This window comes from Symmachiella dynata (assembly GCF_007747995.1).
Classification (GTDB): domain Bacteria; phylum Planctomycetota; class Planctomycetia; order Planctomycetales; family Planctomycetaceae; genus Symmachiella; species Symmachiella dynata.
On record NZ_CP036276.1, the window covers coordinates 6,154,461 to 6,171,084 of the forward strand.

Genomic DNA, 16,624 nt, shown 5'->3' on the forward strand with positions numbered 1-16,624 from the left:
GCGGATCACCCGTCGGACGAATCGTCAGTGGACGAAGATGAATGTGTGCAGTGCGATCCGATCATGCGATCGTTCCACACATTTGCGGCAAGCAGGCATTTCATGAGTAGCGTCGATCCCTTGGAAACATCCAGCCCAGTTGAACCGGCACCGCGGGTTCCTGAGGGAGCATGCGCCCAGCTGATGTTTCGCGGACCGGACGGGCAAACCATCGAGAAGAGCGTCCTCCGCTATACGACGTTGATCGGTTCCGGCCCCCGCTGCAACGTGCAACTGCTCGATCCGGAAATCGCCGAAGCGCACTGTATCGTGACCGTCGAATCGGGCGTGCTCCGCGTCCGCGACCTCCGCAGCGCCGCGGGCACACGCGTGAACGGCCAGTCCATCCAAGTCGCCACCCTGGCCGAAGGGGACACGATCGAGGTGGGCCGCTTTTCGTTTTTAGTGGCGACAGATCTCCAAGGCGCTCCCCCCATCCCCGATGTGCCCACAGCCACTGAGGGTGAAGAGCCGCCCTTTGCTGAACTCACATTCGTTGGGCCCGATGGCGCGCCGCTGAAAAAGAATATCCTCCGGCCATCAACGTTGATCGGATCGGCCCCCGGCTGCAATATGCAACTGGTCGCCAGCGCTATCAGCCATGCGCATTGTGTGCTGACGATGGAGTACGGCAGCCTACGTGTGCGAGACTTGCGGAGCGAAACAGGAACCAAGGTCAATGGCGTCTCCGTCGAAATCGCCGCTCTGACAGATGGCGATAAGCTGGAGATCGGCTCCTTCGCATTTTTGGTGAAGACCAACCTTGCCCCACGTCCTCTACTGAGCGGACTACCATCACAGCCTCTCCCCGTCGAGACAACCACAGCTTCAGCCCGTGAGGAATTGGCGGCCCTCCAGTCCGAACTGGCGGCTGCGCAGGCTGAATTGGCCGAGGCACAAAAGGAACTGGCCCAAACACAAGCCCAGCAGTCTGCGGCTCAAGCAAGTTTGACCGAAGCGACGGAGAAACTCGAACTTCAACAGCAAAAATTCCAACAACAGCTCACGGAGTTCGAAACCAGGCAGGCGGAATTTCAAAACGCACAACAAGAACTCGAGCGTGGGCAACAGGAACTCGAGCGCGATCGCGAGCAGCTGGAAACGAAACAGCAAGCCGCTGATGAGGCAGCAGCGCAATTTCAGCAGCAGCAGAAAGATCTACAGGCTGAACAATCACAGTTCGCCGAACGGCAGCGGGAATGGGACACCAAAATCCAGGAGCACCAGGATCACGTCCAACACTCAGAAGCCGCGCTGGTCGCGCTCGAGTCCAACCGCAAGCAACTCGAACAACAGGACGCGGAACTCACCGCTGCCCGCGCGGAATTGGGCGAACGCGAACAACTCCTAGCTGACCGTGAATCCGCAACGGCCGCACGGCAGTCGACGTTGGATTCTCGACAAACCGAGTTGGAAAGCCGACAGAGCGCGTTGGATGAGTTGCGTCAAACATTAAATCAGCGCGACGCCGAGTCGCTGTCTACACTCGACCGTATTACGCAACAGCAAAAAGCCTTGGAAACGGAACAGGGCCAATTGACTGCGCAGCAGAAGGCGGCCGAGGATCAGCGTCGCGTCTTGGATCAATTGCGTGAGGAGCTAGACCAGCGCGATACAAAATCACAGTCGCAGCTCGATCGCCTGGCGCAGCAACAAGAGTCGTTGGAAGCGGAACGCGTTAAGTTTACCGCCAAACAACAAGACTTGGCTGCGGAAAAACAGCGGCATCAAGAGGAGGTCGCCAAGTTCGAGACAGAATGGATGCGCGTCGAAGAGCAAAAAGACCGGGACCAAGCCAACGGCGAAATGCTGCGGATGCGTTTTGACGAACTCGAAGCGAAACGTGCCAAATTCTTATCAGAGCAAGAAACCTTCAGCGCAGCCAGTGTCGCATTCGAAGCCGCACAAGCTGCCGCTCAAAAAACGCAGGATGAAGAAAAACTCAAACTGCAGGAACAACAAACGCTCATAGAGTCGCGTGAAGCCCAGGTTGCTCGCCGCGAACAAGCAGCCGAAGAAGCACAAGCCGCGCATGATTCAGCAGTCGCCGCGCTGCAACAGGATCAAGAAAACCTGGAAACGGCAAAACATGAGTTGGCGCAGCAACAAGAATCGCTCGACGAACTTCGCCGCCAACTGGACGACGAAACCCGCAAACTCGCCGAGCAAGAACAAGCACACGACGCACGTCACGGCGAACTACAGCAAGAATCGGAATCCTTGCGTGAGCAGCAACAAGCGCTCAAGGAACAACAAACCTCCCTCGCGCAGCAAGCCACTGAACAGGACCATCAACGGGAAGAATTGGAACAACAGCGGCAAGAAATCCTCGCCAGCGAGCAACGTCTGCGGGAAGAACAGGATGCCCACGCCCGCGAAGCCGCCGAGACCAGCGCTGCGAGGTTGGCGTTTGAGACCGCTCAGTCGACAGCAAAAACGGCTACCCTCGAAATCGAGGAACAAAACCGCGAAACCGCCCAGCGACTTGAGCAGGAACAGGAGCGTTTGACCGCGGACCAACAAAAGTTAGCCGACCAGCAAGCGGAGCTGGAGCAACAAACCCGGCAGTTCGAAATCGAGCGGCGGGAATTGAGCGAACTCAAAATCGAACTGGAAGAACAACAGGCGACGCTCAAGCAGAAGACAGACTTATTGGAACAATCCGCTGCCGCCCACGAAACCACCGTGCAAACCTTCGCTGCGCAAACGGCCGAACACGACACCGCGCAGCAAACGCTCCACGAAGAGCGGGCGCAGTTGGAAACAGCGCAAATGGAATTCCTCCAGGCGCTGGCGGTCTTGAAAGCGGACCAGAATGAACTCCAGCAGCAGCGCGAAGCGGCCGTGCGGGCCGAAGAGGTTATAACGCGTGAACGGGAAACACTACAGCAAGTCCGTGCTGCGCTCGATGTAGAGTTAGAGACACTGAGTCAGCAACAGGCCGAACATGCCCAACAGGCGGCCCGGCTGACTGACGAAGCGGCGGCTGTCGAAAAAGCTCAACAGCAACTACGTGAGGAAGAGGCGCAACTCGCCCAACAGCGCGACAGCCAAGCGGACAAACAACACCAACTGGAAGTGATGGCCAGCGAAATCGAATTGCAGAAATCCACCCTCGAAAACAACGAAGGCGAATTGGCCGAAGCCCGCGCCGCTTTCGAAGCCGACGTAGCTGCGTTCCAAAATGACGTCGCAGAACTCGAGACACAAAAAGCAGATTTCGCCCAGCAACAATTAGAAGCGACCTCGAATCTGATCGACGAGTTTCACAACGTCTCGGCCGAGATGGACGAATTTCAGTTGGAGATTTCCAACCCGCCCGCCAACGGCAATGGCCACAATGATCAACGGCCTGCCGAATCGGGCAATGCTTCCTCGGTCGTCGCCGTCTCCGCCACCTCACTCGCGGGCGGCGGCATGGGACGCACGCATATCGATTGGTTGCTGGACGGTCGCCGTTACCGCGGATTTTTCATCGGACATTTCCGGATTCTCGAACTGCTCGGCACCGGCAGCACGGGTTGGCTGTATGAAGCTGAGGATACCCGCGACGGCAGCACGGTCGTCCTCAAAGTGCTCTCCGCCCAGCATCTCGCCAATGCCGGTATGCGGGCACGGTTTGATTTGGAATCCCGCGCGGCGCTGGAGTTCGATCACCCCAACATCATTCGCGCGATCGAGTCGGGCAGCGCCGACGACGCCCAGTACCTCGTGATGGAGGTCGCCTACGGGGCGACGCTGCAGGAACTGATCGAACTCAACGGGCCGGTTCCCTGCGCGCAGGCTTGCGACATCATCGCCCAAGCAGCACGAGGGCTGCAGCACATTCACGAAGCGGGTATCATCCATCGCGACATCAAGCCGGCCAACTTATTACTACTGCACGACGGCGAATTGAAGATCATCGATTTCGGGCTGGCGCTGATTCGCGGCGACGCTGATGAGCTAAGCTTGAAAGTCGACCACGGGCACGACTGCATGGGCACGCCGGACTACATTCCGCCCGAACAAGCCCGCGACAGCTTCTCCGTCGACGCCACCGCCGACATCTACAGCCTGGGCTGCACGCTATATTTCGCACTCACCGGCGAAGTTCCCTTCCCGCACAACGCCGTCAACGACAAGCTCAAGGCACATCGAGAAGATGCTCCGCGGCAAGTCAGTGAGTTAGTCTCCGACGTTCCGCAGGAAGTCTCCGACATTGTCAGCTTGATGATGGCCAAGGACTGTAACCAGCGCTACCAAACGGCCGCAGAAGTCGCGCAAGCACTCAAGCCGTTTGCGCAACGCGGCCCGGTTTACTTCGACTTTCACAAACTCCTGGCCGACCGCGCCGTCACGGCAAAAAAACGTATGTTCCTGCTCGCCAACCACGACATCAGCCGCCCGGTGACGAACACCAACGTCAAAAGCAAAACCGCCGCTGCCAAGAAGTCGACCCCCGCCATCGAACCGGAACTCGCCGGCTCGTGAGGGGCCGTAGCTCAATCGCTCGCCAACTCATTGCTTCTTGACCAACTGCGATTCCAGCCAATCGGCCAGCACGGCGACCTCTTCGGGGATCGTTGGCCAGGGATGTCCGCCGCCCGGTTTGACGATCAATTTGACTTCGACCCCGGCGTTTTTCAGGGCTTCGACCATCACCTCGGATTGTTGCAACGGGACCGCCGGGTCGGCGTCGCCATGAATGAACAAAAACGCCGGCGCCTGTTTGTGGACCAGCTTCGCCGGTGATATCGCCTCGATTTTCTTGGTGATTTCCTCATCGCTCAGGCCGTCGATGCCGTCACGAAATGCCAAGGCGCGCACAATTTGACCAAACCGGTCGTCCCCCTTGGGATCGACGGCTGTGGTGCCGTACATTGTAAAATCGGTCGGCGGAAAGAAGATCGCCGTCGCTTTAACATCTGTGCCGTCGGACTTCTCCCCTTTGTGGGCGGTCACTGAGGCCAAACAGGCCAAGTGCCCGCCGGCCGAAGCGCCGGTCATTCCCAAATTATTCGGATCGACGCCATACTCTTCCGCGTGCGCCTTCACCCAGCGGACGCCCTGCTTGATGTTTTGCAGCATTTCCCCGGCAGAAAATTTGGTAATCGATCCGGGCCGCACGGCGAAGACCGTGAATCCCTTCTTGGTGAAGATGTCGTACATCTGCGCCATTTTGTGCTGTCTGATCTTACCCCGGTCGGAATGCCAAGCGCCGCTCACAACATCGACAATTCCCACACCGTTTTTCTCACCGGTCGGCACAAAAATATCCATCACCAGCGCCACACCGTACTCTTGGCCATACACCACATCTTCGTGCTGGACGTACGGTCCTTTTTCTGCTGCGCTCGCCGAAGTAGCGGCCACAGCCAACACGAACATCAACGCCATTGCCAACATGCGATTTTGAATCATCAATCCCATCCCCTGTCTATCGAGGTCACTCGTTTCCAAAGACCGTCACGGTTAGTTATTAAGCAGAATTAAGTATCGATGCCAATGAGCCCGCTTCACAAAAAGGGTGCCACTTGCGGCTTATCCACCAGTGTAAACTGTGTGACCATAAAGCCACTGCTGGACAAGCCAGTATTGGCACTCGACTCTCGTATGTTTTGGTTTTTCAGCGAACTGCAAAGCGTTTTTATGTGCATCCAGTCATGCCTCGACCGGCGATGAACTCCAACCGCGCAGCGCGTTTTTCCCCGCTGTGCGCCCTGTGTCGATCAATTCCTGCGGCGTGGAAAAATCAAACCACTGAATGCCCGAGACGTCTGGACGGATCACCAGATCCGCTGCGTCGCGCACCTGTTTGCGAAACAGACTCTCGCCGATTTCGTCCATCCGCATCAACACGTCGAGTGCCGTCCCGCATTCCTGAATCCGCTGCATATCGGAACTGACGTCGACCGCAATCACCTGATGCATGCCGTAAGAGCGGGCCACCGTTGTGGGCAAGGAATAAAACACTCCTACGTCGCTGAGCAACATCCCCTCGAATTCCACCGGTGGAAAAATCCCCGGCAACGATGACGAAGCTCGCACTGCTTCGCGCACCGACCCCCGCTCCAGAATTACCTTGTGACCGCTCCGCAAATCGACAGCAACAATACTCAAGGGAATCACCGCATCGGCGATGTCGGCATCGGGGAGTAGATTGTCAACCACATCCCGCAACACCAGTCCCGGCAGAAGGGAAGGGTGGCTAATCACGCGGTGAAAAATACGATTCGCGCGGAGGTAATCCTTGGCCCGGCTATACCAGGCAAAAACACCGCCGGTCGTCTCCGCCGCACCGTCGGAGCCCTGCGTGCCGAACATGATTTTTTGATGCCGCTGAAATTCCTCAGACAGCAAATACTCCAGCCCCGACTTTTGAGCATAGTGAATGTCCGGGTTAAACGCATACATGGCGCCGGCCAAACTGCCGATGCTCACGCCCACAATGCGATTCAGCGAGATCTCCGCCTCCAACAACGACTCGATCACGCCGAGATGCGCCAAACCGCGGGCACCACCGCCGCCTAGTGCCAAAGCTGTGCTGCACGAATCCATGTTCCCTGTCCCAACACCTCACACCCGAATCAATCCAGTAGGTTCACGATGTTGTTTATAATGACCGATGCCGGGCGTGCGCGTCCACCGAAAGACCTGCGAGCAACCGACGAATCTAATACTCCTCCGGCGTATGTCGCCCGAGGCCGCCAAAGAATAAGAAAGGCCGCGTGGCAGAAGTTGAGTTTCTACCACGCGGCCCAGGTTCGTATTATTTGTAAGGCATCATGATTTCATCAGGCTCCAAGCCAGAGATCGACTTGAATCCGCCATCGACGATCGCCTCGCCCACAGCAGTCACGCTGCGGAAATAACGGTCGCTGGGGCGCTGACCCAACAGCTTGGCTGTCAGATGCTGACAGAAGCAATCGGCCGCATCCTGCACCAAAGTGTCGGTTTGCCGGGCGGCGTACAAGGCTGTGCACAACATCGTAGTGGCATCTTGAACCCGCTGCGACAATTCGGACATGCGGCATTGACGGTCCGCCAATTTCAATTGGAACTTCCGCATCGTGCCGGTGATTTCCAAACTGGAACGTTGCAGCCAATCGGCGGCGAACTCCGCATGGGCTTTGAGATTCTTCGGCATCCGTGGCCAATCGGGCGTTTGGCTCCGCTGCAATTTGCGAGCAGTCAGCCATTTGCCGTACTCCATCATCGGCCCCGAGAGCGCCATCAAGTGCGACGGGTTCATCATGTTCGGCTGCTTGATACCCGCTTTTTGCAGAGCAAAACCGATCGGCTCGAAGAACTGCTTGCCGTGTTGCTTAACCAACGATTTGAAGTAGGCCATGCCGAGCATTTCCCCTTCGCCTTCGTAGATACACGGCGCCAAAAACTCGTGGATGTTGTCGCCCAGAATATGCCCTTCCAGGAACGAACGTCCGCCGTGCGTCTTCATGAACAACTCAATCGCCGCATCCTTCTGGGCTTCGCTGCCGAAGATCTTGGCGATAATACATTCCATTTCGCCGCGATATCCTTGGTCGATCAAATTCGCGCACCATTCCGACAGTCCGTCGGCGGCACCGATGTAGCCGGCCAAATGCCCCAGACGGCGCTGCACCAATTCCCGCGTGGAAATGGTCGCACCATAAGTCTTGCGGTACTTGGCCCAAGGAATCATGCTGGCCATCATATTCCGCATGTTGCCCGAAGCTGCCGCACACAAAGCGACGCGGCCCAGGTTCAGACCATGATAGGCAATCGTCAAACCATCGCCACGGCCCGGCTTGAGCAAGTTCTCGGCCGGCACGCGCAGGTTGTTGAACTTGATCCCCATGTTATACGTGTGCTTCATCGCATAAATGCCGTAGGGGACGAGTTGGAAGTTCTCGTTTTCCTCATCCGGCAAGTCGACAATCAACACAGCAGGTTTGTCTTCGATCAGGCAAACCAACCCGATCGTCCGTCCCGGCTGCACGTTGGTGATGAACAATTTTTCGCCGTTAACGACATATTCATCGCCTTGCAATTCCGCAACGGTACTCAGCGCCGTCAGGTCCGAACCGGCACCTGGTTCGGTCAGGGCGAATGCGGAAAGGCGTTCGCCCGAGGCGAGTCGCGGGAGAAAGCGTTCTTTTTGTTCGGCGTTGCCGAAGGTCCGCACCGGATCGACCGCGCCGATACAACCATGCACCGACGCCAATCCGCTAATCGTGGGATCCAGCATCGCCATTTGTGTCAGGAACTGCGCGAAGTTCGCGAACTTCGCACCCGATCCGCCATATTCTTTGTCGACCAGCAAGCCCCAATAGCCAACGCCGCCCAACTCCTGCAATATTTCGGGGCGGATCTTTTTCTTCTCGTTGAGAATGTTGCCCGCTTCGCGATGCTTACGCACGATGGCCAGGGAATCGTCCATGACCTTCGCCACGCCCGCTTCGGGAGAGCTGGTCGTGAAGTCGAACAAATCGACCGGGACCTTACGATCCCAAACCGCCCGGTGCGCTGGACTGTTGGCCGTTTGATACTTTGGCTCAAACATCTTTTCGACTTGATCGTCGGCGCTATCCACAGCCCCGGTGCGACGCGCTTCATCGTCGCTCTTGCCGGCCAGCTTGAAGGCGGTTTCGGCGAAGGAAACTTCCTCGCGTTCTGTTTCATCGGATGGCGAAACCGGTTTAGTCTCCGCTTTGGGGGTTTCGGTGCTCATGTTCTACTCCAGTCTCCTGGTTCCATGCCCAAGTCTGCTGGGCCGATAATGATGGTGTCAGATTCCCGGCGATCAAACATCGCACAGGGCGAATTACGTCCGCGCCAAGTTGTACCCAAGAACGTTGAAAGAAGCCGCAGGGAATCCCGGCCGATCCAGTCACCTAGAAAACCGACCGACCGTTCGGTCGGGGTCGATGATAAGACTGTGTATTATACACGATCATCTTATTACAGCAATAATGGTTTTACAGTTTTTGCTAGGGCTGTTTCCTAGACCAGCCCTGGGTGAGGCAGACCGCAAGCCTTCCTTGAAGCACATTCGTCCGACAGACCGGACGCAAATCGGGAGCTTGTGAAGGATCGCGTGTGTCAACAAGTCGTCGAGCGTAACACTTTCCACAACACCGCCTTATTACGACACTGCTCAGCAAGTGCTGTCAAACGTGCCTCGCGACCAATTCGACACATTGGATGCAATGCGACAAGGTCCACGAGGGATCGGGATGCACCACTGAGTCGATCCTGCTCGCGTCTCTGAATTGGAGGACTTGCAGCGTCCATCGTGGCAGAAAACCCCGCGACTCAGTACGATTCTGTCTGATATTCGCCACCTTGAGGCGAGCGAATCAACGCGAGGAACCTGGCATGTCCAAACTCACGACCGTCAGCCATAAGGACGACACACGCTCTTGGCGCGAACGGTGGTACGAGATCATCTTCGAAGCTGACACACCCGCCGGCAAGCTTTTCGATGTACTGCTGCTAATAGCCATTCTCCTCAGTGTGTTAGTTGTGATGTGCGAGAGTGTCGAAGCAATTCGCGAAGAATACCCCAAGCTGCTGGTCAGGGCGGAGTGGTTTTTTACGCTTCTATTCACTTGTGAGTATGCGATGCGGATCGTTTGTGCCCGCCGTCCAATGCGCTATATTTTCAGCTTCTACGGCATTGTCGACCTTTTAGCGATCTTGCCGACGTATATCATCGCCCTGCCCTTTTTCGAGGGGGGACGAAGTGCACAGCGTCTGGCAGTCATCAGGGCAATCCGTCTGTTACGTGCCTTTCGAATTTTTAAGCTGGCCCACATGCTGTCAGAAGCGACAGCACTGCGACAGGCGATTTGGTCGGCTCGTGCCAAGATCGCTGTCTTTTTGTCATCCGTGCTGATTGCCGTCGTCATTGTTGGGTCGGCCATGCATTTGATCGAAGGTGGACGCGAAAATTCCGAAGGCCAACCGATCCACGGATTCGACTCGATCCCGGAGAGCATGTACTGGGCTATTGTCACAATGACGACCGTTGGTTACGGCGATGTCTCACCGACAACGGCACTCGGAAAGGCTTTGGCGGCTTGCATGATGATCCTAGGTTACTGCATGATCATTGTGCCGACGGGTATCGTATCGGCCGAGCTGGCTCACGCGGGGCGTAAAGGCCTGACCACACAAGTCTGCCCCGAATGCATGGCGGAAGGGCATGACAGCGACGCCACCCACTGCAAGTATTGTGGGGGGAAATTGTAGAGGTTGCAGGATTCAAAGCGACAACCGGACTCCCTTGGCGATTCGATTGGCGACGCTTTGTTCTCGCGAGCGCATTTTCCACGCGTATGTTGTTTGTGAGTCCGAACAAACAACTAATTTTTAAGTCCTCGATGGCCGCTGTGTGGTCGAGGGACTTGACAAGGCGGCCAAACTATGGGATCAGGGGCGTCTCACGGTTCAAAGGAGAGTATGGATTTTCTGAATCAGAGAGTCTGGTCATCGAGCTGAAAGCTAACGACAAGGAACGATAGATGAGTCAAATAGGCCCCGTTGATAATGATGCTCCGGAAGAATTCACAGAGACCGATTCGGGACTCAAGTATCGCATTCTGCGAAAATCTGACGGCAAAAAAGCTACTGCCAACGATTCGGTTACTGTCAACTACCGGGGGTGGCTCGATGATCAGACGGAGTTCGACAGCTCCTACGAACGTGGCGAACCGATTTCGTTCCCGCTGAGGGGGGTGATTCCAGGCTGGACTGAAGGGATGCAGCTTGTTGGTACCGGCGGGATGATTGAACTGACGATTCCCGCTGAGTTGGGCTACGGACAACGAGGTGCCGGTGCCGCGGTTCCACCGAACGCTACACTGCATTTCATCGTCGAGTTGATCAGCGTGAACTGATCGCGGGGCCAACGCGTCCATCTGATTGATTTCAGGGACCCGCCACGGGGGAATTCGAATGATCGAAAGTGAGGTTCCCTTTTGCAATCTCTTCTGCGTTCAGGTTGTGTTCTAGCTTTGCCAATTCTTGCGGTGACGCTTGCGAGCGTTGGCTATTCCGATGAACTGCAGCGACCTGACTCTGGTAAGAAGATAAAAGTCGTTCTCTTCGCTGGGCAGTCCAACATGGAGGGCCGGGCCAATGGACGCAAAATCACACGAGAGGACCAAGCACGTTTAAAGAATGTGCAAAAGCGCATTCAATTGGCTTTCAACCACGAGCCCATTGGTCCACTCGACGTGGTCTCCCCGTCGAAAGAGATTCGTAAGAGTTACCGCCGCGACCGAATATTCGGCCCCGAACTGTTTTTCGGGATCTCTCTGGCCGAAGCCATGCCAAACGAGAAATTCCTGTTCATCAAACGCACAAGGGGTTCCTCGTCACTTCACGGCTGCTGGAATCCGGAATGGAGCGAGGACAAGGCTGTCCTCATGGGCGAGGCGAAGCACCCCAAACTCTACCGCGAATACGTCGATTACGTGCGGCGGGTACTCGATGGTTATTCGCCTGAAGACTATGAGCTTTGCGCCATGCTCTGGGTGCAGGGTGAATCGGACGACAAAGCGCCCGAAGCTGAGGCTGCGTATGGGGCCACACTGCGGATGCTCATTGAACACGTCCGGTTGGACACCAAGGACAAAACTCTACCTTTCATCCTATTCCAAGTGGGCTCCCCGCAAGTCGTCGACGGGATGAGGCAAACTGCAGCCAAGGTTCCGAACGTCACACTCATCCCCCAAAGCCAGAACCCTGATTCGCCGGACTTCTACGAGAAAATGGAAAATGGTCACTACAACGATAAGGGCATGAAGAAGCTTGGCACACGTTTTGCCGAAGTCTTCTTGCGCACCTACGCGTCACCGCAGCAATAGTCGCTCCGGGGATCTTTCAACGGGCTACAATAAGATCGGCATCGCCAATCAAACGTACTACCGCTGGCGTAAGGAATACGGGGGCATACGTACCGATCAGGCGAAGCGTCTGAAGGAGCTTGAGTAAGAGAACGCGCGACTCAAGCGATTGCTCGCCAATGCGGAACTCGACATGGCGATCTTGCCCGAGGCGGCTTGGGGAAACTTCTAAGCCCGGCACAACGTCGACGGGCCTTCGAATGGGTGCGTGAGATGATCGCACTGGCAGAGCAGTCCGGTCGTTGTGATTTTCGCCGGGTGAGTGAGCTACTCAGACGGAAAGGCTGGAATGCGAATCACAGGCGGATCAAACGACTGTGGCGCCGAGAAGCATTCACAGTCCCGGAATTCCCAGCCGGGAGGGTCCGGGCTTGGCTCAGAAAAGTAGAGCTGGTCAAAAAGCGGTATGCTGTACCGCCATCCAGGCTTCACTGCCGCGCTGCCGGAATGTCCGAAAGGTGGCTAAATCCAAGCTTGGCAACAAATTGTAAAAAGTGGAGCGGAGGGGACTCGAACCCCCGACCTCTGCATTGCGAACGCAGCGCTCTCCCAGCTGAGCTACCGCCCCCTGTTCTCTCTTCGTCTTTCAACCGCGTCTTTCAACCGCATCTCTCCATCCGCTTTCGTCCAGCCAAGGTCGCAACGATACTGTCACGGCCATAAGCGAACAACAAGCTGATGGATGTCGTTTGTCGTCCTCGCAAGCGTTGACATTGCCGAGGCGTTGTCTCGCTGGACGGAGGGCGAAAGCGGCACTCATTATAGAGACCGATCAGGGGCTGGCAAGCCTGTCGTGGCGGCAACCTTCGCCCAAAATCCACAAATCGCGTTTATAACAAGATTTGCAGAATGTCAATTATCGCCAAAGGAGTGCTTGACACCTATTTCTGGTACAATCAGAATCAGTAGGTGTAGACAAATTTATTTCGCAGGTTGTGACTGCCACGGCGAAGACCAACGCAGACGCAAGCCTAATGAAATCCGAGGATAAGGTAGAGCGGCTGGTTCTCAGCTCCGTTTCCTCTCCTCAATACTATCGTGAAATCACCGTGACGAGTTGCCTCTTCCCCCCAAAGGCCCGCCACCGGCAGGTCTTTTGAGTGGGTGACATCCCGTTGCTGGTTTTCGTTTAAGAGTTTGTTGGTCTCTTTGAGACCGTGCCTGTCGATGCATGGTTCGCATCTGCCGGCCGGCAAAGGGGGACCGGTTTTTGGCCGTGGCGGGAGAATCAATGCAACAGTTAGTCGATTCGGGCAAAATCTCAGCGGACCAGCTTGCCGAGGCGCAGGGCATGGCGGCCAGTATGGGAATTAGCGCCGACGAGGCATTGGTCTCGTTGGGGTATGTGACCGCTGAAGACATCGGTCAGGCCCAAGCATCAGAACATGGTTATGAGTGGGTGGACATCGAGGGCCGGCAAATTCCCATGCAGGTGATCGAATTGGTCCCTGAATCGGTCGCCCGGGAAAACACCGTAATTCCCCTGGCACTGGAGTCAGAAGCGCTGATTGTCGCCATCCACGACCCGATGGCCTATGAGGTGCTGGACAAACTGCGCTTCATCCTCGACCGAGATGTCGACGTGGTTCTCGCCTCGAAAGAAGCGATCCAGGCCGCCATCAACCGTCACTACGGCCAAAGCGAAACAGAGTCGGTCGACTCCATGCTCGCGGAATTCACCGAAACGGCGATCGATTTCACCGAAACGGACTACGGCGACGGCATCGACTCCGACGAGGACTCAGAAGCCCCGATCATCAAACTGGCCAACCTGATCATCCACGAAGCGGTCAGCATGCGAGCCAGCGACATCCATATCGAGCCGTTCGATGACCGCATCCGTATTCGCTACCGGATCGACGGAGTACTGGTGGAACGGGATAGCCCGCCCCGCCGCCTGCTCGGTCCGTTGATTTCCCGTATTAAAATTATGGCGACGATGGACATCTCCGAGAAACGGCGTTGTCAGGACGGGCGGATCAAGACGCGTGTTGCCGGGCGAGATTTCGACCTGCGGGTCAGCATTTTGCCCTCCAACCATGGCCAAGCCATCGTGATGCGGATTCTAGACCGAGACAACATCAAAGTCGGTATCCGGAATCTGGGATTCGGCGAAGACAACTACCGTCGTTTTCAAAATATCATCCGTCGCCCCAACGGAATTTTCCTGGTCACCGGTCCCACGGGAAGTGGGAAAACCACCACCTTGTACAGTGCATTAGGTGAACTAAACCGACCAGACCGCAAGATCATCACCGCCGAGGACCCGGTCGAATATTACCTGCCGGGGATCAATCAGGTCGAGGTGAAGAGCAAAATCGGCCTCGATTTCGGCCGCATTATTCGCGCCATGTTGCGGCAAGCCCCGAATGTGATCCTTGTTGGAGAAATCCGCGATACAGAGACTGCCGACATGGCAATCCAGGCTTCACTGACTGGACACTTGGTATTCAGTACGTTACATACGAACGATGCGCCGGGATCTGTGACACGCCTAATCGACATGGGAGTGCAGCCATTCCTGGTCGCTTCGAGCTTAATGGCGGTTATGGCTCAGCGGTTGGTGAGGGTCAATTGCGTGAAATGCAAAGTCCCCTATGAGCCCGACCCGGGCGAATTGCAACACTTAGGAATTACCCCCGAAGAGGCGGCGAACGCCAACTGGATGAAGGGGAAAGGATGTTCACACTGTCAACACACGGGCTATCGAGGCCGCTTGGGTGTGTTTGAATTGATGTTCATGAATTCAGTTTTGCGAGACATGACCTTCCGCCGCGAGCCGACACAAAACATCCGCCGCCAGGCACGCCTGTTCGGCATGGAGACGTTAGTGCAAGACGCGACAAAGAAGGCTGTTGAAGGACTTACGACGCTGAATGAGGTTTTCCGACTCCATTCGGGGGGCCATTGATCCCCAGCGACACCGAGCGGCAACACCTGGGACCGGCAGGTCGCTGCAGCAGGGAAAACAACACGGAATCGCGTTCCTGGCTGAATCACAAACAGCCTGGGATTCAAAGGGAACTTCGGAGACAGAAAATGGGCCCCAGCAAGCCAGACGTGGCTCGCCAACTCAGGCGAAGCTGGGGAGAAGTGGTGAAAAATGCTGCATCGCATGTCGAACGAGCCAGAGAGCTTCGATTTGCAGGGTTTCACTCAAAATCGAGTTCGTCCCTCGCAAATCGACTGATTTAGTGATTTGGCGTTTTAGGATAGAAAAGCCGGCAATTCGCCGGATTTCTTGAGTGAGGTGAAATTTCTGCTTAAAGTTCAAAACCTGTCCGAAAGCAGAGGCGGCCACAACGGCCAATTTGCTAAGAGACAAAACTGATACAAATCGAAACCCTGGATCGGCCCAGGACATTGATTGACATACCGTAATGAATTTCGAGGTCACGATTTTCTAAGTAGCAATTTTGACGCAAACGGTATGAGAGGATTGATAGAATGAATTGCGGGGACGGGCAGAATAAGTTGGCCCTCTGAAGTTGTGGGGCCTTGCCCGCGCCGGTTGGTGGTTGCATCGACTGGATTGATTTTCGCGTTCAAGCGTTTTAGCGAGTTGAGGAGCAATCGCCATATGGCGACGATTCAAATTGATAAATTGCTGCAAACGGTCGTCAACCAAAAGGCGAGTGATTTGCACATCACGGTCGGCCAGCCTCCGGTGTTACGGATGGGTGGACGGATGGTGCGTCTGGACACGAAAGTGTTAGAGGCGGACGATTGCATGTCACTGATGAAGAGTGTGACGCCGGAGCGGAATCAGCAGGAACTGCAAGAGGTCGGGGGGACGGACTTCGGTTTTGCCTTTGGCAAACTGGCTCGTTTCCGTGTGGCGGTCTTCAAGCAGCGCGGCAACATCGGCATGGTGTTGCGGCGAATTCCGAACGAGTTTTTAACCTTTGAACAATTGGGACTGCCGCCGATTGTGCGGGATCTGATCATGCGTCCGCGGGGGTTGTTCTTAGTGACCGGCCCGACGGGAAGCGGTAAGACAACCAGCTTGGCGAGCATGATCAACTATCTGAACGATACGGTCGACCATCACATCATTACGATGGAAGACCCGATCGAGTATTACCACGAGCACAAGAAAAGCACGATCAATCAACGGGAAATTGGTGTTGATGTGCCGGACTTTCCTGAAGCCTTGCGGCGTGCGTTGCGGATGGATCCCGATGTGATGCTCGTCGGCGAAATGCGGGACTTAGATACGATTCAAGCGGCGATCACCGCTGCTGAAACCGGACACGTGGTATTTGGTACGTTGCACACGACCGGGGCGGAGGGGACGATCAACCGGATCATCGACGTGTTCCCCACAAGCCAACAAGAACAGATTCGTACACAGTTGTCGGTGGCCATTATTGGGATTTTGAGTCAGGCCTTGTTGCCGCGCAAGCCCAAGGGATTGGTGGCCGCCTACGAGATGCTGGTCGTGACACCGGCGATCGCCAACTTGATTCGTGAAAACAAAACCTATCGTGTGCCATCGAGTATTCAGACCGGTAAAAAATACGGCATGCAATTGCTCGACGACAACCTGTTCGACCTGTGGAAAAAGGGCATGGTCGAAGAGCACGATGTGGTGAATCGCTCGAATCAACCGGGCGAGATCAAGGCCAAGATTGCGATGGCCAAAAAGGGATTGCTCTCTGAAGATGAGGAAGAGGACGAATTCGATTTTGAGTAGCGTATTCTCACCG

9 protein-coding genes, 1 tRNA gene and 1 pseudogene are annotated in these 16,624 nt (G+C 55.8%); 7 read left to right on the plus strand and 4 right to left on the minus strand.

Translation table 11 applies throughout. From position 1 onward, the window contains the following. The first annotated feature begins 102 nt into the window (after nucleotides 1-102). A complete protein-coding gene (locus tag Mal52_RS23410; protein ID WP_197534417.1) occupies nucleotides 103-4,512 on the plus strand; it encodes a protein kinase domain-containing protein in 4,410 nt (1,469 codons plus the stop codon). A 27-nt stretch (nucleotides 4,513-4,539) separates the two neighbouring features. On the opposite strand, the gene Mal52_RS23415 is transcribed toward Mal52_RS23410, so the two are convergent. From Mal52_RS23415 to Mal52_RS23425, 3 genes are all read right to left on the minus strand, one after another. Further along, the gene (locus tag Mal52_RS23415; protein WP_231962426.1) at nucleotides 4,540-5,442 is read right to left on the minus strand and encodes an alpha/beta hydrolase; all 903 of its coding nucleotides are present in this window, start codon (nucleotides 5,440-5,442) and stop codon (nucleotides 4,540-4,542) included. A gap of 240 nt (nucleotides 5,443-5,682) precedes the next feature. Then, nucleotides 5,683-6,579 carry a patatin-like phospholipase family protein gene (locus Mal52_RS23420; protein ID WP_145378941.1) on the minus strand — a complete coding sequence of 299 codons (897 nt, stop codon included), beginning with the start codon at nucleotides 6,577-6,579 and terminating at the stop codon, nucleotides 5,683-5,685. A 211-nt stretch (nucleotides 6,580-6,790) separates the two neighbouring features. After that, the gene (locus Mal52_RS23425; protein WP_145378942.1) at nucleotides 6,791-8,734 is read right to left on the minus strand and encodes an acyl-CoA dehydrogenase family protein; all 1,944 of its coding nucleotides are present in this window, start codon (nucleotides 8,732-8,734) and stop codon (nucleotides 6,791-6,793) included. A gap of 647 nt (nucleotides 8,735-9,381) precedes the next feature. Between Mal52_RS23425 and Mal52_RS23430 the strand changes: the two genes are divergently transcribed. The 4 genes and pseudogenes from Mal52_RS23430 to Mal52_RS30615 form a co-directional block, all read left to right on the plus strand. Next, a complete protein-coding gene (locus Mal52_RS23430; protein WP_145378943.1) occupies nucleotides 9,382-10,257 on the plus strand; it encodes an ion transporter in 876 nt (291 codons plus the stop codon). Nucleotides 10,258-10,529: 272 nt separating this feature from the next. Continuing rightward, nucleotides 10,530-10,904 (plus strand): FKBP-type peptidyl-prolyl cis-trans isomerase, encoded by a 375-nt coding sequence (locus Mal52_RS23435; RefSeq protein WP_145378944.1) that lies wholly within the window; start codon nucleotides 10,530-10,532, stop codon nucleotides 10,902-10,904. 81 nt (nucleotides 10,905-10,985) lie between these two features. Next, entirely contained in the window at nucleotides 10,986-11,876 is an 891-nt protein-coding gene (locus tag Mal52_RS23440; protein ID WP_145378945.1) for a sialate O-acetylesterase, read from the plus strand. 43 nt (nucleotides 11,877-11,919) lie between these two features. Next, nucleotides 11,920-12,092 (plus strand): annotated as a pseudogene (locus tag Mal52_RS30615) (transposase); the annotation flags it as partial. Between the two features lie 318 nt (nucleotides 12,093-12,410). Here the strand turns inward: Mal52_RS30615 and Mal52_RS23445 are convergent. Then, a tRNA-Ala gene (locus tag Mal52_RS23445) sits at nucleotides 12,411-12,483 on the minus strand. Nucleotides 12,484-13,146: 663 nt separating this feature from the next. On the opposite strand from Mal52_RS23445, the gene Mal52_RS23450 reads away from it, so the two are divergent. Beyond that, on the plus strand, nucleotides 13,147-14,826 hold the full coding sequence (locus Mal52_RS23450) for a GspE/PulE family protein (protein ID WP_145378946.1): 1,680 nt from the start codon (nucleotides 13,147-13,149) through the stop codon (nucleotides 14,824-14,826). 669 nt (nucleotides 14,827-15,495) lie between these two features. Further along, nucleotides 15,496-16,611, plus strand: coding sequence for a type IV pilus twitching motility protein PilT (locus tag Mal52_RS23455; RefSeq protein ID WP_145378947.1), 1,116 nt, complete (start codon nucleotides 15,496-15,498; stop codon nucleotides 16,609-16,611). Nucleotides 16,612-16,624 lie beyond the last annotated feature (13 nt).